Annotated in this window: 15 protein-coding genes and 1 pseudogene; 10 read left to right on the forward strand and 6 right to left on the reverse strand. The window is 54.4% G+C overall.

What is annotated here, in order from left to right; genetic code table 11:
• Nucleotides 1–34 precede the first annotated feature (34 nt).
• On the forward strand, nt 35–940 hold the full coding sequence (locus ACFWHB_RS17095; protein ID WP_290071797.1) for a TIGR01777 family oxidoreductase: 906 nt from the start codon (nt 35–37) through the stop codon (nt 938–940).
• A 145-nt stretch (nt 941–1,085) separates the two neighbouring features.
• On the opposite strand, the gene ACFWHB_RS17100 is transcribed toward ACFWHB_RS17095, so the two are convergent.
• A complete protein-coding gene (locus ACFWHB_RS17100) occupies nt 1,086–3,527 on the reverse strand; it encodes an ABC transporter permease (protein WP_395948913.1) in 2,442 nt (813 codons plus the stop codon).
• A gap of 171 nt (nt 3,528–3,698) precedes the next feature.
• Nucleotides 3,699–4,424, reverse strand: coding sequence for an ABC transporter ATP-binding protein (locus tag ACFWHB_RS17105; RefSeq protein ID WP_043132953.1), 726 nt, complete (start codon nt 4,422–4,424; stop codon nt 3,699–3,701).
• A 57-nt stretch (nt 4,425–4,481) separates the two neighbouring features.
• Here ACFWHB_RS17105 and ACFWHB_RS17110 point away from each other — a divergent pair, with 57 nt between their 5' ends.
• Nucleotides 4,482–5,090: an arylesterase gene (locus tag ACFWHB_RS17110; protein ID WP_106887731.1), complete on the forward strand. Its 609-nt coding sequence runs from the start codon at nt 4,482–4,484 to the stop codon at nt 5,088–5,090.
• 185 nt (nt 5,091–5,275) lie between these two features.
• Here the strand turns inward: ACFWHB_RS17110 and ACFWHB_RS17115 are convergent, their stop codons facing one another.
• From ACFWHB_RS17115 to ACFWHB_RS17125, 3 genes are all read right to left on the reverse strand, one after another.
• Nucleotides 5,276–6,220 carry a chemotaxis protein CheV gene (locus ACFWHB_RS17115; RefSeq protein WP_213345095.1) on the reverse strand — a complete coding sequence of 315 codons (945 nt, stop codon included), beginning with the start codon at nt 6,218–6,220 and terminating at the stop codon, nt 5,276–5,278.
• Nucleotides 6,221–6,570: 350 nt separating this feature from the next.
• On the reverse strand, nt 6,571–7,668 hold the full coding sequence (locus ACFWHB_RS17120) for a porin (protein ID WP_395948914.1): 1,098 nt from the start codon (nt 7,666–7,668) through the stop codon (nt 6,571–6,573).
• 318 nt (nt 7,669–7,986) lie between these two features.
• Nucleotides 7,987–8,397, reverse strand: coding sequence for a CBS domain-containing protein (locus tag ACFWHB_RS17125; RefSeq protein ID WP_163147093.1), 411 nt, complete (start codon nt 8,395–8,397; stop codon nt 7,987–7,989).
• Between the two features lie 152 nt (nt 8,398–8,549).
• Here ACFWHB_RS17125 and ACFWHB_RS17130 point away from each other — a divergent pair, with 152 nt between their 5' ends.
• The 3 genes from ACFWHB_RS17130 to ACFWHB_RS17140 are packed head-to-tail and all read left to right on the forward strand — an operon-like array spanning nt 8,550 to nt 11,762.
• The gene (locus ACFWHB_RS17130) at nt 8,550–10,460 is read left to right on the forward strand and encodes an ABC transporter ATP-binding protein (RefSeq protein WP_395948915.1); all 1,911 of its coding nucleotides are present in this window, start codon (nt 8,550–8,552) and stop codon (nt 10,458–10,460) included.
• A complete protein-coding gene (locus ACFWHB_RS17135; RefSeq protein ID WP_162627311.1) occupies nt 10,453–10,914 on the forward strand; it encodes a DUF2390 domain-containing protein in 462 nt (153 codons plus the stop codon). Before ACFWHB_RS17130 ends, ACFWHB_RS17135 begins: the two co-directional genes overlap by 8 nt.
• Nucleotides 10,908–11,762: a 23S rRNA (adenine(2030)-N(6))-methyltransferase RlmJ gene (locus ACFWHB_RS17140; protein ID WP_234690521.1), complete on the forward strand. Its 855-nt coding sequence runs from the start codon at nt 10,908–10,910 to the stop codon at nt 11,760–11,762. Before ACFWHB_RS17135 ends, ACFWHB_RS17140 begins: the two co-directional genes overlap by 7 nt.
• A gap of 73 nt (nt 11,763–11,835) precedes the next feature.
• Here the strand turns inward: ACFWHB_RS17140 and ACFWHB_RS17145 are convergent, their stop codons facing one another.
• Nucleotides 11,836–12,042 carry a hypothetical protein gene (locus ACFWHB_RS17145; RefSeq protein WP_395948916.1) on the reverse strand — a complete coding sequence of 69 codons (207 nt, stop codon included), beginning with the start codon at nt 12,040–12,042 and terminating at the stop codon, nt 11,836–11,838.
• A gap of 180 nt (nt 12,043–12,222) precedes the next feature.
• Here ACFWHB_RS17145 and ACFWHB_RS17150 point away from each other — a divergent pair, with 180 nt between their 5' ends.
• From ACFWHB_RS17150 to ACFWHB_RS17170, 5 genes and pseudogenes are all read left to right on the forward strand, one after another.
• Nucleotides 12,223–12,585, forward strand: coding sequence for a DUF2061 domain-containing protein (locus ACFWHB_RS17150; protein WP_395948917.1), 363 nt, complete (start codon nt 12,223–12,225; stop codon nt 12,583–12,585).
• Nucleotides 12,586–12,971: 386 nt separating this feature from the next.
• Nucleotides 12,972–13,121: pseudogene (locus tag ACFWHB_RS17155) on the forward strand (VOC family protein); the annotation flags it as partial.
• Between the two features lie 105 nt (nt 13,122–13,226).
• Nucleotides 13,227–14,498 (forward strand): DNA cytosine methyltransferase, encoded by a 1,272-nt coding sequence (locus ACFWHB_RS17160; protein WP_395948918.1) that lies wholly within the window; start codon nt 13,227–13,229, stop codon nt 14,496–14,498.
• Nucleotides 14,499–14,500: 2 nt separating this feature from the next.
• Nucleotides 14,501–17,527 (forward strand): ATP-binding protein, encoded by a 3,027-nt coding sequence (locus ACFWHB_RS17165; RefSeq protein ID WP_395948919.1) that lies wholly within the window; start codon nt 14,501–14,503, stop codon nt 17,525–17,527.
• Nucleotides 17,520–19,289 (forward strand): response regulator receiver domain, encoded by a 1,770-nt coding sequence (locus ACFWHB_RS17170; RefSeq protein ID WP_395948920.1) that lies wholly within the window; start codon nt 17,520–17,522, stop codon nt 19,287–19,289. Before ACFWHB_RS17165 ends, ACFWHB_RS17170 begins: the two co-directional genes overlap by 8 nt.
• Nucleotides 19,290–19,344: the final 55 nt, after the last annotated feature.

The raw sequence follows: 19,344 nt of genomic DNA on the forward strand, positions 1-19,344 counted from the left end.
AGAGTAGAGCCAACAGCCATCTGGGAGGCAGGACATGAAGATACTGATCACGGGGGGAACGGGCTTTATCGGCCGCCGCCTGGTGGCACACCTCAAGGTGCAACACGAGGTGGTGGTGCTGACCCGCCAGGGCAGCCGGGCCTATGAGCTGCTTGGCCATGACGTCACTCTGCTGGACAACCTGGACCGGCTGGACCACCTCAACGATGTGGACATCGTCATCAACCTGGCCGGGGAGCCCATCGCCAGTGGCCGCTGGAGCGAATCCCGCAAGCAGTTGCTGTGCAACAGCCGCTGGCTGCTGACCGAGCAACTGGTGGATCTGGTCAAGCTCTCCAGCACGCCCCCCAGATTGCTGCTGAACGCCTCCGCCATCGGCTGGTATGGCCGCCAGGGGGATGAGCCACTGGACGAGCGCTGCCACCATCCCCACGACGAGTTCACCCACCGCCTCTGCCAACGGTGGGAGCAGCTGGCCCTGCAGGCCCGCAGCCCCCAGACCCGGGTCTGCGTAGTGCGCATCGGCCTGGTGCTCGGCACCGATGGGGGCGCCCTGCCCAGGATGCTGCCCCCCTATCGGCTGGGGCTCGGCGGCCCCATGGGCCCGGGCAGCCAGATGATGAGCTGGATCCACGTGCAGGATCTGGTGCGGGCCATGCTGTTTCTCCTCGAACACGACGAGTGCGAGGGGATCTTCAATGGCACGGCCCCGCAGCCGGTCAGCAATCGCCTGTTCAGCCAGACCCTGGCCAGGACACTGCATCGCCCCCATTTCTGCATGGTGCCGGCCCAGCTGCTTCGGCTGCTGATGGGGGAGGCGGCCGATCTATTGCTCACCGGCCAGCACATCCTTCCCGCACGCTTGCAGGAGGCGGGGTTCCACTTCACCTATCCTGCCCTCCCCGAGGCCCTCGGCAACCTGCTGCAGCCCCCGCGCTGAGATCCATAAAAAAGCGCCCGGCCAAGGCCGGGCGCTTTTTGAGAGAAGGGTGCTGGGTCGATTAGTCATCGAACGCTCGCGTAGCTGGCAACCAAGCATCAGCATCCCCGTTAGTCCGATTACGCCACTTCGTGGCTAATCGAACCTACAGCAACCCCTGCCCCAAGCCTCTTAGCCGGTCGCTCAGGGTGCCCGCCAGCAGCTGACGGCGCATGCCCTGACCGGCCAGGGTCACCAGCAGGGCCCCCAGCAAGGGCAGGCCGGCCCAGATGGCCCAGTGGAACTGCCACTGGCCATCGAACCACCACCACTGCAGGCCAAAGGAGCAGAGCTCCACCACCATGGCGGCGCACAGCCCCGCCAGGGCGCCACTGGCCACCAGCTCCCAGCGCAGCATCTTCTCCAGCAGTTTGCTGCCCGCCCCCAGGGTGCGCATCAAGAGCAGCTCGCGGCGCCGGGCGGCCATGCTGGCCTGGGTCTGGGTCAGCAGCACCAGCAGGGCGGCTACCGTCACCAGCCCCAGCATCAGCCCCAGTGCCCGGCTCACCTGATCCGAGACCACAGTCAGCCGCCCTATCAGATCCTCCACATCGATGAGACTCACCGTGGGGTGACGACGGATAAGCTCCACCTCGGCACTGCGTCCTTGTGGCGGCAGACGATAGCTGCCAAGCCAGGTCTGGGAGAAGGGGGCCAGCACGTCCGCCGAGAAGATCATGTAGAAGTTGGGTCTCATGTTATCCCACTTGATGGACCTCAGGCTGGTCACCCTGGCCTCGAAGCTGCGCCCCTCTATGGTGAAGCTGAGGGCATCCCCCAGGGCGATGCCGAGCTGGCCCGCCAGCACTTCGTCGACGGAGACCTCCCCCTTGCCGCCGAGCCATTGGCCCGAGGTGACCAGGTTGTCGGGGGGCAGGGTCGCCGTAGTGGTGAAGTTGAGCTCGCGGTTCACCCCCTCCCGGGCCGCATCCTCACCCACCGCCTGACCGGCGATCCGGGTCAGACGCCCGCGCACCATGGGGTAGAAGTCCGAGGTGATGGCACCGGCCTTGTGCAAGTCCGCCAGTATGCCGTCGCGCTCCCCGTCGGCCACATTGACCAGGAAGCGGTTGGGGGCATCCGCGGGCAGACGGGCGGAAAAATCATCCAGCAGATCGACCCGCGCCGCCCACAGGAGCCCGAACAGCATGAGCGCCAGGGCAAAGCCCGCCAGCTGGAACAGGCCGCTGCCGCGCTCGCGGGAGAGGTGGCTGATGGCGAGGCGCAGGGCATGGGGCCCCTTGAGCCGACCACCGAGTCGCAGCAGCCCGGAGGCCAGCAGCGCCAGCAGCACCATCAGCAATCCCATGCCCCCGATGAGACCGAGCGCCAGCCTGGCATCGGCGGTAAAGCCCCAGACCAGAGCGAACAGACCGAGCAGGCCCACGGGCACCGTCAGCCAGGGGGGAATGCCCGCCTCCAGCTCCCGGCGCAGCACCCGCAGCGGCGGCACCTTGAGCAGGCGCAGGAAGGGGATGAAGGCCAGCAGCAGGGTGATGAAGAAGGCGACCGCCAGACCCAGGGCAAAGGGACGCCAGGAGGGCGGTGGCAGATCAGCTGGCAGCAGATCCCCCAGCAGTTGCAGCGTCAGCCACTGCATGGCGCTCCCCGCCACCAGGCCGATCAGGGCACCTATCAGGGTCAGGGAGGCGAGGAGGGTCCCCATCAGTTGCCAGAGGGTACGCCGCGACGCCCCCAGCGTCTTGAGCAGGGCCACCATGTTGGTCTGGCGCTCGGCGAAGTGACGCACCGCTATGCCCATGGCCAGGGCCCCCAGCAGCACGCCGGCCAGGGACGCCAGGCGGAAGAAGCGCTCGGCATTGGCCAGGGATTTGCCGACCTGAGAGCCCTGATCGTCGGGCTTGATCAGCTTCTGCCCGGCCGTGAGTCTGGACGTCAGCCAGCGCTCATAGCGGGCGATCCCCTCCCGGGGACCCTTGATGAGATAACGCCACTGCTGGCGGCTGCCCGGCAAGAGGGCGCCGGTCGCCTCGATATCGGCGCTGTGGATCAGCGCCCTTGGCGCCATCTGGAAGGGGCTGAAGCCCTGATCCGGCTCCTGGCCCAGCTCCCCCGCCACCTTCAATCTGGTGTTGCCGACCTCCAGCTCGTCCCCGAGTTTGGCGCCGAGCAACTGCATCACCCGGGCGGAGAGCCAGATCTCGCCGGGTGCAGGGGCGCGCTGGGGCATCAGCTCCAGCTTGCCATAGAAGGGGAAATCGCTCGGCACGGCGCGAATGGACGCCAGCTGCAGGCCGTCGCCGTGAAACAGCATGCTGTTGAAGCTGACCGTGGTCTGGACGAGGAGCCCCTCCTGCTTCGCCTGGGCGAGCCAGGCCTCGGGCGCCGGTGTGGCGGAGCGAAGCACCCGATCCGCTCCGATAAAGTCCCGGCCCGAGGCCTTGAGCCCCGCATCCAACCTGTCCGCCACCAGGGCCACGCTCAGCACGCAGGCCACGCTCAGGGCCAGCGCCAGCACGAACCAGCGCAGCTCGCCGCTGAACCCTTCCCGGCGCAGCAGCTTGAAACCCAGTCTCCATTGACTCATGACTTGCTCCCCATGCCCGGCGCCTGCACAAGCCAGAGCCACAGATCATTGCTGAACCCATCCCGGCGCAGCAGCTTGAATTCCCGTTTCCTCCATTGACTCATGGCTTGCTCCCCATCGCCAGCGCCAGCAAAAGCCCTGACCGTCCCGGGCGGTTCTTTCTCCACTGGCTCATGACAGCTCCCTGACACGGGGAGCCAAGGTGGCTTCGGATGCTGGCGCATCTGCCTCCAGCCGTCCCGCCGCCATCACCAGCTGCCGCTGGCAGCGCTGGGCCAGCTCATGATCGTGGGTCACCACCACCAGGGTGGTGTTGTGCTCACGGTTGAGACGAAACAGCAGTTCGATCACCGTCTCCCCCGTCTTGCTGTCGAGGTTGCCGGTCGGCTCGTCCGCCAGCAGCAGGCTGGGGCGGGTCATAAAGGCCCGGGCGATGGCGACCCGCTGCTGTTCCCCCCCGGACAGGCGCGGCGGCAGGTGGTGCAGTCGCTCGGCCAGACCGACCTGGGTGAGCAGCTCGCGGGCCCTGGGCTCACAGTCGGTCTCGCCGCGCAGCTCGGCCGGCAGCATGACGTTCTCCAGGGCGCTCAGGGTGGGCAAGAGCAGGAAGGACTGGAACACGAACCCCACCTGCTCGGCGCGCAATCTGGCCCTCCCCTCCTCGTCCAGCCGGGTCAGGGACTGGCCCAGGATCTCTATCTCGCCGCTGCTCGGCAGGTCGAGTCCGGCCAACAGGCCGAGCAGGGTGGACTTGCCGGATCCGGAGGCGCCGACCAGGGCCAGCGTCTCGCCGGTATTGACTTGCAGATCGATCCCTTCAAGGATGGTGAGACTTTCCTGGCCGAGGCGAACGGTTTTGCCGAGCCCCCTGACGGTGATAATGGGCGTTGAACTCATGATGCGTTTCCTGTTTGCCTTAACCTGTAATGACAATAGATCGTGGGAGTTGAATGCATGACGCGTGTCTTGTTCGTCTTGAGTTGCCTGTGTTGCTGGATCTCATCGGTCCAGGCGCAAACCCTGCTGGTACTGGGGGACAGCCTGAGTGCCGGCTACCAGATGCAGGCCGAACAGAGCTGGCCTGCCCTGCTCAATGAGAAGTGGCAGCAGCAGGGTGGCGAGCACAGGCTCATCAACGCCAGCATCAGTGGTGAAACCACCCAGGGTGGGCTGGCCCGCTTGCCCACCCTGCTCGAAGAGCACAAGCCTGACTGGGTGCTGATCGAGCTGGGGGCCAACGATGGCCTGCGCGGCTTTGCCCCCGCCATCACCCGGGCCAACCTCACCAAGATGGTGGAGCTGGCCAAGGCCAGCCAGGCGAAGACGGTGCTGACCCAGATCCAGCTGCCCCGCAACTATGGCGCCCGCTATTTGCAGCAGTTCGAGCAGATTTTTCCGGAGCTGGCGCAGGCCAATGACCTGCCGCTGATGCCCTTCTTTATCGATGATATTGTGCTGCGCCCTGAACTCATGATGAACGATGGGCTCCACCCCACGGCGGCGGCGCAGCCCCAGATCCGCGACCGGGTCGCCAGCTTTATCGAGCCCCTCTTGACCCAGTGACCCCAGGGGGCGAACGCTGGCAGCCAACCCACCAAAACGAACGCACCCGCCAAGGCGGGTGCGTTGCTATCTGTCTTTGCCAGATCCAGAGCCTCAGGTTCTGACCCATGCATTCTTGAATCCCCCTGCCAGCAGGCCAGTTCGACTGTCAGTTGGCAAGGCACGACGCAGCCGGCTATGCGGGTTCACACCCCCAGGATCTGGCGCATGCGCTCCTGGGTGACCCCAACCAGCAGATCAGGCTGGAACTTGGAGATGAAGCGGTCACACCCCACCTTCTTGACCATGGCCTCGTTGAAGTTGCCGCTCAGGGAGGTGTTGAGGGTGATGAAGAGATCGGCCATGCGCGGATCGCTGCGCACCTCGTGGGTCAGGCGATAGCCATCCATCTCCGGCATCTCGGCGTCCGTTATCATCAGCATGATCTCGTCGGTCACCTTCTTGCCCGCATCGCACCACCCCTTGAGCAGCTTGAGCGCCTGCAACCCATCCTGGCACTCGATCACCTCGAGGCCGAGCTGGGCTAGGGTCTCGCGCACCTGATTGCGTGCCGTGCTGGAGTCATCGACGATGAGCACCCGGCGCCCCTGCATCTGGGGCAGGATCTCCCTATCCAGCACCTCCGCCGAGATGCGGATGTCATAGGTGATGATTTCCGCCAGCACCTTCTCCACGTCGATGATCTCGACTATCTGGTCGACCCCACCCTCCGGGATGCGGGTGATGGCGGTGAGGTAGTTGGCACGACCCGCCGAACGGGGAGGCGGCAGTATGTCCTTCCAGGTCATGTTGACGATGTGGGCCACCTGCCCCACCAGGAACCCCTGAATGGTGCGGTTGTATTCGGTGATGATGAGGTTGGATTCGTTGTCGACCGCCATGGGGCGCATGCCGATGGCGCCGCGCAGGTTGATGACGGGAATGGAGACGCCACGGATGTTCGCCACCCCGCTGATGTTGTGATGGGAGCCCGGCATCTTGTTGAGATGGGGCAGCTTCACCACCTCCCGCACCTTGAAGACGTTGATCGCAAACAGCTGCTGGGTACCCAGCCGGAACATCAACAACTCCAGGCGATTCTCCCCCACCAGCTGGGTACGTTGATCCACTGAATCCAATATGCTCGCCATATAAAGCCCTTACGTCCGTTTCCCGAGTGCCGCCCCGCGATGGGGCGCCAGCATGCCAACCAGACCCGCATTTCCCCGACAGGAGCAACGCAAGTCTCTATACAAATAATGAAAAGGGTCGAGAAAAGATAGGATCTTGACCGCGGGGCGTGATCCTCACCCCATAGCCCCATGCCAGCAACCCCTCATCCCCATCGACCCGACAATAAGAGTTATCGACCAGGAGGGGACAATGCTGAACCCGGGATTGGCCAGACGGCCGACAAAGGGCACTGCGGGTTTTGCGCCCATAAAAAAACCGGCCGCGAGGCGGCCGGTCAAAAAAATACAGTAGGCAGTCAGGGAACGACTTAGAAGTGGTACTGCATGGCCACGCCAACGACGTCGTCGGTGTTCTGGCCAAACTTGTTGTACCCGTCAGTGCCGTCGCTGCTCAGCAGGTTGGCCTTGTAATCAACGTAGACGTCGAAGTTATCGTTGATGTTGTACCAGGCACCGATGGAGACGTATTCGGTCAGGGTGTCGTCGAAGGTTTCACCCTTCACATCCAGGCGGTTATACGCCAGGGACGGCTTCCATTGGCCCCAGGTGTACTGAACCACGGCTTCGTAACCGTTGCTCTCTTCGGCGTAGCCGTTGTAGCCAGACTGGTTCACATAGACGTGGTCTTCGCCATAGGCGTAGGTCGCGGCAGCATACAGGTTGTTGGCGTTGTACTTGATACCGACAGCGGTCAGCTTGGCGTCTTCGCTGCCACCGAAGTTGGAGTTGGCAGCCTGATCGGCAGTCTTGCCAGCCTGGTTATAGGCCAGACCCAGGCTGATGCCCATGTCGAAGTTGTAGTTGGCAGACAGGGCGTAGCCCTCTTCAGAGCCTCTCATCCAGCTAGATTTGTAGCCAGTGTTAACTCCGCCGACAGTAACATCATCACCATTTTGCGCTTCGTTCTCGCCGGTGAACTGGGCACCCAGCACCAGGCCGTCGAAGGTGTAGAGGTACTGAGCCAGGCCGTTGGTACGACCGGTACCGAACACTTCGGTACCCTTGCCCAGGCCATCTCCGCCCCACTCCGGCAGAACGTCGGTGTAATCGTTAACGGCCTTGGCAATCAGACCATCCTGACGACCGTAGCTGAAGGCGCCGAAACGATCGTTCTTGATGCCAACGTAGGCATAACGCAGTTCGGTGTCGGAGCCGTTGGTCGGTACGTTGTACTCGACGAAGCCGTTGGCGACGGTTTCTTCGTTGATGCGGGTCTCACCACCGATGCGCAGACGCAGGTAGCTCTGATCGCCACTCTCGTCGTCGTTGTCGCTACCGTAGTACATGCCTTGAACACGGCCACCGATGTCAAGCTTGGTACCATCCTGGTTGTAAACGGTAGAAGCTTGTGCACCACCGGCCAGCAGCAGGCTGGAGATGGCCATCGTCAATGCTGTCTTTTTCATTGTTCGTTCCTCTGAGGTGTAAACCAGACCTGTGCTCGGTCGTTGTCATTTTGAATCGGGTTCATTTCCGATGACCTAGGGTAGATCTGCGAACCTTGATGGGAACTGAAGAAGGGGTCGATTAATTAGAAATACTCGATTTATCCTGCCTGTTGCGACATCAAATGTCGCAAATCAAGATAGCTGCAGAATTTTAAGCCAATTAAATGAACAATTCAGAACAACAGGAATGCCATAACTATAAATGACAGAGGGTTATATCGAGGAGGGGTCAATGAAAGCTCGAGGGAGCGGGTTCCACTCGCTCCCAAAGAGGCCTCAGGCAGGTTGCCAGTCCCGCATGACGCGCAGCAGGTCTTTCCAGCTGACGATGCCGACCAGGGCGCCGTTTTCCAGTACCGGCAGGCAGGAGACATGTTGCTCCAGCATGATGGCGCTGGCGGCCTGCAAAGACGATTCGGGAGAGATGGTGATGGGCTGGCGACTCATGATCTGGTGGGCCCGCCGGTTGAGGGTCTCGGTGTCGCGGTTCATCTCGGCATCAGTGTCGAGATAGGGGCTGAGGGCGCGTAGCAGATCCCGGTCCGAGATGACCCCCACCAGCACTTCCTCTTCCAGCACCAGCAGGTGGCGAAAGTGGGCCTGCTCGAAGATCTCCTTGATGACACCCAGCCTGTCATCCATGGAAACGGTCGCGACCCGGGTCGTCATGATCTCTTTAATCAACATGGAAGCCTCCTGCCCCCTGACAGATGTCTCTGTTATGGCACGTTTTTCTTGCCGCAGCCAGCCATGCCCCCCAGCCTCAAGTGCAAATCCGAGTCATTTCACGTAAGATCCGCGCCAGTTTCTCCCCTTCATTGAGCCAAGCAGATCCATCCATGATAGTTGCCAGTCAAATCGAACTGATCCGCGGCGGCCGCACGCTGCTGGACAACGCGTCCGCCACCATACACCCCGGCCACAAGGTGGGCCTGGTGGGCAAGAACGGCTGTGGCAAGTCCACCTTCTTTGCGCTGGTGCGGGGCGAGCTGGCCATCGACAACGGCAGCTTCAGCCTGCCCGCCGGCTGGCAGATTGCCGGCGTGGCCCAGGAGACCCCGGCGCTGGACTGCTCCGCGCTCGAATACGTGGTCGATGGCGACAAGGAGTTCCGCGCCCTCGAAGCCCAGCTGGCCCAGGCCGAGGCGGATGACAATGGCCTCCTGGTCGCCGAGCTGCACGGCAGGCTCGACACCATAGGCGCCTACAGCATCCGCGCCCGCGCCGCCGAGCTGCTGCACGGTCTTGGCTTTGGTGGCGATCAGCTAGACTCGCCGGTACGCAGCTTCTCCGGTGGCTGGCGCATGCGCCTGAACCTGGCCCAGGCCCTGCTCTGCCGCTCCGATCTGCTGCTGCTCGATGAACCGACCAACCACCTGGATCTCGACGCCGTCATCTGGCTGGAGAAGTGGCTCAAGGGCTATCAGGGCACGCTGGTGCTGATCTCTCACGACCGCGACTTCCTCGATTCGGTCATCAATCGCATCATCCACATCGAGAACGGCAAGCTGAACGAATACACCGGCGGCTACTCCGACTTCGAGTTGCAGCGCGCCGAGCAACTGGCCCAGCAGCAATCCATGTACGAGAAGCAGCAGCGGGAGATGTCCCACATGCAGGCCTATGTGGACCGCTTCCGCTACAAGGCCTCCAAGGCGCGCCAGGCCCAGAGCCGCCTCAAAGCCATGGAGCGGATGGAGAAGATACTGCCCGCCCACGCCGACTCCGAGTTCAGCTTCGAGTTTCGCGAGCCCTCAGCCCTGCCGACCCCCCTCATCGCCATGGAGAACCTGTGTGCCGGTTACGGTGACAAGGTGATCCTGGAGAAGATAAAGATGAACCTGGTGCCGGGCTCGCGCATCGGCCTGCTGGGGCGCAACGGCGCCGGCAAGTCCACCTTCATCAAGATGCTGTCGGGCTCCAATGCGCCGCTGTCGGGCAAGCTGGAGGTGAGCGCCGGGGTCAGCATCGGCTACTTCGCCCAGCATCAGCTCGAAACCCTGCGTCTGGACGACACCCCCCTCGATCACCTGGCCCGCCTCGCGCCGGACAAGTCCGAGCAGGAACTGCGCAACTACCTTGGCAGCTTCGGCTTCCACGGCGACAAGGCGCTGGACAAGGTGGCCCCCTTCTCCGGTGGCGAGAAGGCGCGGCTGGTGCTGGCCCTCATCACCTGGCAAAAGCCCAACCTCCTGCTGCTGGATGAACCGACCAACCACCTGGATCTGGAGATGCGCCACGCCCTGACCATGGCGCTGCAAGGCTTCGAGGGCGCCATGGTGGTGGTCTCTCACGACCGTCACCTGCTGCGCACCACCACGGATGACTTCTACCTGGTCCACGGTGGCCGGGTCGAGCCGTTCGACGGCGATCTGGATGACTACCACAAATGGCTCGGCGAGCAGGAGAAAGAGGCCAACGCCAAGCCGGTGGACGGCACCGTCTCCGCCAACTCGGCAGTGGCGCGCAAGGATCAGAAACGGCTCGAGGCCCAGTTCCGGCAAGCGACCCGGCCCCTGCGCCAGAAGCTGGAGAAACTCGAGACCAGCATGGAGAAGCTGCAGGGCAAGCTAGGCGACATCGAGAGCCAACTGGCCGATCCCGCCATCTACGAAGAGAGCGCTAAAACCAGGCTCTCCGAGCTGCTCAAATCCCAGGGCCCCCTCAAGGAGCAGCTGGAAGAGGTGGAGCTGGAGTGGATGAGCCTCAGTGAGGAGCTGGAAACCATGGAGCAGGCCTTCTTTGCGTGACGAACAGCTGATGGCAAGCGAGCGGGTCGCCGTGCACGAGCTGCCGACGCCGCTCGGCTTCTGGCACTGGAGCGGCAAGGTCTATGGTGAGCGCAGCCAGGACTGGCTCAACGTGCAGACGCTGGGGGGCAACGTCAATCTGGCGCTCTTGCTGCACCACCTGGATCTGCTCGGCATCCCGGTCGATCTCACCGATCTGCAACCGGCCCTGGTCCAGACCGAGGCCGTGCTGCTCCCCTGGCGCACCCTGCGCCAGCAAGCCAAGGCGCGGCTGGCCGAGGAAGAATACCAGGCCATGCTGGCCCACGAGCTGGAGCTGGAGCGGTTGCAACAGGGGGTCTTGCTGCAGACCCTGCGCGGCCTCTCCCTGTTTCGTGGCAAGAGCCACAACTTGTTGAACTACCTATCGTTATTGGGTGCCCAGCAGGGCCCCCTCAGAGACCTAATATGCTGAGCTACCGCCACGCCTTTCACGCAGGCAACCATGCCGACGTCCTGAAACACGCCGTCCAGGCCCTGATCATCGAGTCCCTCAAGAAGAAGGAGAAACCCTTCATCGTGCTGGACACCCATGCCGGCGGCGGTCTCTACGACCTGCGCGGCGACTGGTCCCAGAAGAAGGCGGAGTACGCCGACGGCATAGGCCGGCTGTGGGACGAGCGCGCCCAGTGGTCCGCCATGGCCCCCTATCTTGGCGTCATCGAAGAGATGAATAGCGATGGTCAGCTGCACTACTACCCGGGTTCCCCCGAGCTGTCCCGCCGTCTCGCCCGCGAGCAGGACAAGCTGGCGCTGATGGAGCTGCACAACAACGAGGTGGAGGACCTGCGCGCCAACATGGGCTATGACCCCCGCGTGGCCGTGCACCACCGTGACGGTTTCGAGGGGCTGGTCGCCCTGCTGCCGCCGACTCCGCGCCGGGGGCTGGTGCTTATCGACCCCCCCTATGAGCTCAAGGAAGATTACTTCGCCGTGGTCGATACCCTGAAAAAGGCGCAGAAGCGCTGGGCCACCGGCATCTATGCCCTCTGGTATCCCATCCTCGGGCAGGAGGCGGACAAGTCTCGCGACATGCTCAAGGCGATCAAGCGGGAGAACTTCGGCAACGTCCTGGTGGCCGAGCTGGAAGTGGCCGGCCAGACTGCCGACTGGGGCATGAACGGCTCAGGCATGCTGATAGTGAGCCCCCCCTGGATGCTGGCCGAGCAGATCGAAGCCTTCCTCAAACCCTTGTGCGCCAAACTGGCCCAGGGCGCTGGCGCCCAGTACAGGGTGGAGTGGCTCAACAAAGCCGCCGACTGAGCCCTCATCGCTCACAAAAATGACAAAGCCCCGAAAGGGGCTTTTCTCTGTCTGCCGTTGCCGAAATGACGACTCAGGCCCGGACGGGCATATCCCGCCAGAGCGCCAAAATGAGCAGCGCCAGCAGGGCCAAGGGCGGGAACAGACAGAGCAGCACGCACAGAACGGTGACAAGCACGGGGTGGCGGCTCTTGCGGCGGGCCAGTCGCCAGGCCACGACGCCGACGACGATCATCAGCAGCAGGATGAACAGCACATAAATATTGGCACTGATGGTCATGAAAGCTCCTTTTTCATGGCAAAGGCACACTCTATCGCCGCCATGGCCCCAGGCAAGTCCCCAATCAGGTGGTTTCGACCTCGGTCGATAGGCTTTTTCTATCCAGCCGATAGATGAGAATAGTTTTCATTTGATATAATTCCGGGTGATACTGCACTCATCGCCAGAGGAGACACCATTATGAAAAAGACCATCAGCTTCGCCGTTCTGCACTTCAGTGTCGCCTTCACCGTGGCTTACCTGCTGACCGGCGAACTGCTCACCGCCAGCCTGATCGCCCTGATAGAGCCCGCCGTCAACACCATCGCCTTCTACTTCCACGACCTCGGCTGGCACAAGCTCAAACCCGATCACAGCCTGCAGGCCAAGACCAGCAGCTTCGCCCTGGTCCACTTCTCGGTGGCCTTCGCCGTCGCCTACCTGCTGAGCGGCGAGCTGCTGACCGGTGGCGTGATGGCGTTGATAGAGCCTGCCATCAACACCGTCGTCTTCTTCTTCCACGAGCGGCTGTGGCGCGCCCGCCAGCAACTGGCACTGGCATAAGGGAGGGCGACCAGCCCTTCCCCCTCACGAGCGGCTATAACAGCCGCCAAACCCTGGTACTGGCCTAAAGCCCCATGAGTCCAATGAGGGGGCATAACCCCCTCTCACAGCTCGACTACGCCGACGCTCCCCTTGCCATAGCGACTCATTCTTTGATCCCGCCCGAAAATCCATCACCCTGCCCTTCCCCTCAGCGCCACCCTCGCTAACATACCCGAATGGCAATACATCCCTCGTTGGAGTCACCCATGATCCACGCCATCCCCAAAGCGCAGCCAAATAGCAGCACACTGGAAGCTGACATTCAGGGGCGGTAGCTTGCCCAAAAGCGGTAGCCAGCAAGCAGAGCTGTTTCTTGTCCAAAAATTTCTGAGTGGAGGCTGTGCATGGAAACGCAAACACTGCATCGGGGTCGGCTGATCGACCACATTCAGCTGGTAGTAAAGGACCTGGTTGCCAGCGAGCGCTTTTACAGGGCCACGCTGGCCGCCTTCGATATTCCGCTGGGTGGCACGGGTGAGGGTTACTTCTGGGCGGCGCTGGCCCAAGGCGGCTAGGATAACAGCCCCCCGAAGAGTGCGGCTATCAACCAGATAACCATCTTGTAAGATGCAGCTGATTGAGTCTTTCGATGGAAGAAATTGATTGTTTTTCTGTCCAATCATCCCAAGCTCGATATAATCGAGACATTTTTTGAAGTGAAACGAAAAACCAGAATGACAGAAAAACTAACCGCAATTGACCTCTTTGCTGGCGCAGGTGGTTTCTCCTTAGCTGCTCTTCAATGCGGATTCAACATTTTGGCAGCAGTCGAGTTTGATGCCGCCGCTGCAAACACCTATGAAAAGAACATAAAAAACACCTTTAATAGTGTAAATACTAAGGTCTACAACACTGATATCAACAAGATAACTGATCTCCAGCAATTCATGAATGAAGTGGGCGTAAAGCCAGGGGAACTTGATCTTCTGCTTGGGGGGCCACCTTGCCAAGGTTTTTCTACCCATAGAATAAATAACGCTGGTGTTGATGATCCGCGTAATAAATTATTACTTAAGTATTACGAATTTGTTCATGCTCTTCAGCCGAAAATTTTCCTTATCGAGAATGTGGCAGGTCTCCTGTGGAAACGGCATGAGTCTTATCTTGAAACATTGAAGAAAAATGCAGAAGAAAACGGCTATACCATCAGGTTTTGCGACTTGTTGAATGCTCGAGATTATGGTGTACCACAAAATCGAAAGCGAGTTTTCATTTTTGGCATTCGCAGCGACCTTGATCATAGCAATGTTGTGTTTCCACCAAAACCGACTCATTTCCCACCAAAATCTGAATTATATCCCTCTTGGAAAACTGCCTCTTGCGTATTCGAGAAACCTTCAGATTTCATTCTTGACCGCTATTGGTCAGAGTATTTCTCGAAGAAGAGTAAGTTATCGAGAGAGGAGAGCATTAGGCTCTTGGAAAATCTAGAGTTTGGATATGAATTAGATTTAAATGATCCACTTAATTTTAATATGGGTCATACTACAGCAATGATAAATGTATTTAGATCAACGCCACTCAATGGTAGCCGGGCCGATTCGAATCGAGTTTTACCGTGCCACAAGGAGCACGATGGTCACAAAGATGTATACGGACGCATAATGATCCATCTACCTTCAAATACAATCACTACAGGATGTATTAACCCATCAAAAGGTAGATTTGTTCATCCATGGGAAGATCATGGTATCACTATGCGTCATGCTGCAAGGCTTCAGACATTTCCCGATGATTTTGTTTTTTACGGCAATGCCACACAGCAGGCGAAACAAATCGGCAATGCAGTACCTATTTCATTGGGAAAAGAACTTATTTCATATATTAAGAACGAAATATATGCTATGACATTCAGTAACCAGGACTCATAATAATGATACAATCAATATCATTTCAAACCCGAGCCAGAGCAGTGGACCATCTAGGTCGAGAGCAAATTGCTGATGCTCCCACAGCAATATCAGAGTTATGGAAAAATTCATTCGATGCATACGCACGTAATGCGGAACTTCATCTCTTCGATGACGAGTATCAGGTGGCGACATTAACCGATGACGGCCATGGTATGACTATACAAGATGTTATGGAAAAGTGGCTAGTTATAGGTACTGAATCCAAAATAACCTCATATAAAAAATCAGCTCAAGATAGTAATGAAGATGAAGATGAAGATGAAGATGAAGATGAAGATGAAGATGAAGATGAAGATAGAGATGGTTTATCGATACGGCCGAGACAAGGGCAAAAAGGTATTGGACGGTTATCTAGTGCTGCTCTCGGTTCACTCTTACTTTTGGTTTCTAAGAAGAAAAAATCAAAATTTGTAGCATTACTTATAGACTGGCGACTTTTTGAGAATCCTTACTTATATCTTGACGACATAAAAATACCAATTGAAGAGTTTGAAACAAAAGAGCAACTTCATGAATTGCTTCCTCATATGTTTGATGCACTAATGAGTAATATTTGGGGGCCAACAGACAGTTCTGAAAAAGACCGAAAAAAACGAATAAATGATGCATGGAATGATTACTCAAGCCTAGAAATGTTAAGTGGTAAAGAAAACACTACACAATCAAAAATAGCTGAATCTATAATATGCTCCACTTTTAATGACTATCACTTTCAGCAATGGTCAGTTTGGAGTGGGAAGTCGAAGAATGGGACAGCTCTATTATTATCTGAAATACATGAAGACCTAAAAGCACAATATGGTGATAAAACAGATCCGACAGTAGCCAGAGCTCAAGAAACTTTTTTCTCTACCCTAATATCATTTACAAATCAGATTGTAGCTGATCACCTTAATGAATTTCGTTATGAAGCAAAAATCCATAAAGGATTAAATTCAAGATATCTAGTATCACCAGAAAAAGAGTTCTCTCATTCAGATTTTGAAATGATGGAACATAGAGTTATCGGTGTCATTGATGAGAAAGCAATTTTTAAAGGGCAAGTAGTTGCATATGGCCAGGATTTTGGTGAAATTGAAATCCCACTACAAATGTCCATGCCGACCCACAGCAGAAGTCGTGTAGGGCAGTTTCATGTACAACTTGGAAGCTATGAAGCTGCTAGAGGTGAAGCTGAACTGGGAGGAAAGCAGACATCTATGGAGCCAGCAATCTGGGCAGACATTTCAGAGAAGACAGAAAAATATGGTGGCCTAAAAGTCTATCGAGACGGGCTCAGAGTTATGCCTTATGGAAGACCTGACAATGACTTCTTTGAAATTGAGCAGCGTAGAACAAAAAATGCAGGCCGATACCATTACTCATTGAGAAACATGGTCGGAGCCATCTCATTGAGTAGTGAACATAATTTAAATTTAAAAGATAAAGCTGGTCGGGAAGGCTTTATAGAAAATAAAGCATCTAAATGTTTTAGAGATGTTGTAATCTTGCTTCTTGTTGAATTGGCAAGGCGTTATTTTGGTAGTGACAACACGTCTATCCGAAAAGATTTTATAAAGTCGCTTTCAAAAAGCTATGACAAAAGAAAGGCTGAAGCCGATTTCAAAAAAGAGCAAGAGAGGAAAAATAGGGTATTCAACAAGAATCTTCGAGAGTTTTTACCAATTGTAGAATTGCTATCAGAAAGAACTAATGAATATATATCTAAAATAGAAACACTGAACTCTGAGGTAACTGTTGAAGGTGTTTTTGAGTACCATTCCATGGCCGAAGAAATAATGGAGGAGTTATATAAGATCAAGCTTGCACCTCCTCCAAGGAAACTAAAAGGAGCACAAGAGTCAAAATATCGACAGTACAAAGAGCAGTACAACACTAGCCTTAACAAGGTGAAAACAGCCATTGATTCATTAAATAATCATTTAGAAATATTAAAACCAAAAGCACCTGAAGAAATTGCAAATAATAAAGCAACGCGAAATGCAAGAATTTTCCAATCGAAACTGAGAGGCTGGGAAAAAGAAGTAGATGAAATCTTAAACGCCGAGAAACAACGTCTTTCAGATTTAATCACATTAAAAAAAGATACATACAGAGAAAGCACCTCTACTGTTATTAATGATATTAATTCAGAGAGCATAAGTTTAGGTAAAGGGCTGGACCTAATTGACTCCAAGCTACTGGAGATTCAGAATGAATGCGAATATATATTCGTACCTTATGTAAATACACTACAGAGCCTAAGAGAGAATATTAATTTGTCTGGGCTGCTAGATTTTGCCATGGATCAAAGTAGTGGGCTACAAGAAGAGGTTGATAGATTAAATGCTTTGGCACAGTTAGGTATCACTGTCGAAATAATTGGTCATGAATTGCATAGCATGAAAAATGACGTTGATACAGCATTAACTAGAGTCGCCAATCAAATTCAAGATCCAGTTGATGCAAACAACCTCATTCGCGCATACTCTGTATTAAATGACAAGCTAAGTTTTTTATCAAAAATGAAGCTCTCTGGTGAGAAAATTAGAACATGGATTACAGGTTACGAGATATCTGCATATTGCAAAGAGTTCTTTGGAAATAAACTCACCTCTATTAATTTCATAGTCACACCAAAATTCGAAAAAATAAGGATTTTTGATGAACAAACTAGATTATACCCAGTTTTCATAAATCTTATTAACAACTCCCTTTATTGGGTTAGACAAAAAGAACAAAGTGATTATATCATCCAGTTAGATGTTATCGATGGAAAGGTCGTTGTGTCAGATAATGGTACAGGTGTCTATCATGATGATTTAGATAACTTATTTCAGATTTTTTTCACAAAAAAGGTGCGAGGTGGTCGAGGTGTCGGCCTATATCTGTGCATGCGTAATCTAGCATCAAGTGGACATACAATAAGCTATGCGACTGACCCAAAATTCATAGCACTGAATGGCGCAAATTTTGTTATCGACTTTAAAGGGGCTAAACATGACTAATAATAGCTATAGAGAATTAGTAAAAAAAGCTTTTATTGAACCAATAAAGTCAGTTCTAGCCATTGATGACCAATACAAATCCCTAGATTTATTTTTGATAGATCAGCAAGGAAAACCCTCTGATAACAACCAGCTCGACATATCTAGACAAAGGCAAACTCTAGAAATGGTTCGCGCAAAATGCTGGTTGGCTGACATGCATGACGGGCACGTCGAAGCTACCGGTGACCAATTGTATAGTAGGTTACATCAATGCGACCTATTACTGTTAGACTATCATCTAGACCCCACCGAGCACTCCGACGCAACAAAAGCATTAAATATACTATCCATTATTGATAAAAACCATCATTTCAACTTAGCTGTCGTTTATACAAGTGATGAAGATTTAAAAAAAGTTCAACGAGAGATATTTTTCAAGTTATCCTCCTTTTCTGCTCTTGACTTTACTAATCAAGACTTTACTTGTATCGAAGAAGTAATAAACACTTGGAGTGACAATGGTGTTGAAATTTTAGATGAATTAATAGATAATATTTCAAATGACGAGTTATTCCAGATCATTAAAAAACCAGATATTTTGAAAACAGATGTTTTCAATGCTATTTTTAACCAAACGCGGACGGTGCTGAATAATTATTATCTGGAGATTCCACATGAAATTGATGAAAGAATTTTTTATCTGTATTTGCTAAAATGCAAATCATCAATACTTAATAAAAATGGAGAGTTTAATGGTTCATCCAATGTTCAGACTAACTCTTCGGACAGCGAAACTATTTGGCTTAAGACTAACAGGTCATTTATTTCAATAGTATCAAAGAGTAATGTCACCCCATCAGAATTACCTGACGCCTTATTAAGTGCTCTAGAAAATTGGAGCCCAACCTCTCATCGCCTATTATTATCTAGAATTAAAAGCGAATTGGATGATAATGGTCAAACCTTTGAAAGTTCGGTATTAAAATGCATTTTTACCAATGCTGGATGGCTTAAGCAGTTTTCAGAAAGTTCGAATGGCTATCAATTGACTGTATCTAGGTTGATGGAGGGTTTAAAAAATTCATTGCTAGATAGCCATTCTCTTAAGGATTTTTCCAACCTATTAAAGCAACATATAAATAGTATTAGTTTGAATGAGACCATTGATAGAGAAAGTAATTCTTCTATTAAATTGTCTAATGAGTCAGATAGATTAAATGTATTCAAGCTACTAAATAGCTATATAGGTACAAAAAAAGTTGATGGAGAACATCTAGTAACTGGCCACATAATTAAATGGACTAAGCCTAATAACCAGCATGAGATGTTACTATGCCTAACTCCCGCTTGTGACTTGGTCCCAGGTAGAACCGCAGAACGAGGTTGGAAAACTGATTTAGCCCCCTCTTTCTTGCCTGTTAAAATCATTAGACTGTTAAAGCAAGACAATGAGAGGAAATATTTAAAAGAGATTAATAGCAAACCAGTTTTAGTTTTAACTACTGATGAAAACACTAGTGTATATTTAGCTGCTGAATCTGGAAAGTCAGTATTCCATGAACAAATTTTCGCTATGAATCAAGGTCGTTTCACTCGTGAGACTAATAATGTAATGGTTAAACTAGTGCGAACGCAATTACAAAATGAAGATCAGCTCATTACCGTCCCCCAAGATTGTCACGTTGTAGGTCAGCTGCGATATGAATATGCTCTTAATCTACTTCAACTTCTTGGGCAGGATTTAACTAAAATCGGATTAGATTTTGTTAAATTTGAATAGGCCTCGTGTGATAGTATTAATTGTACATTTCTAGTTATCACCTGACACCGGCCTC

Source organism: Aeromonas mytilicola subsp. aquatica, assembly GCF_044336385.1.
GTDB classification, from domain to species: Bacteria; Pseudomonadota; Gammaproteobacteria; order Enterobacterales; family Aeromonadaceae; genus Aeromonas; species Aeromonas rivipollensis.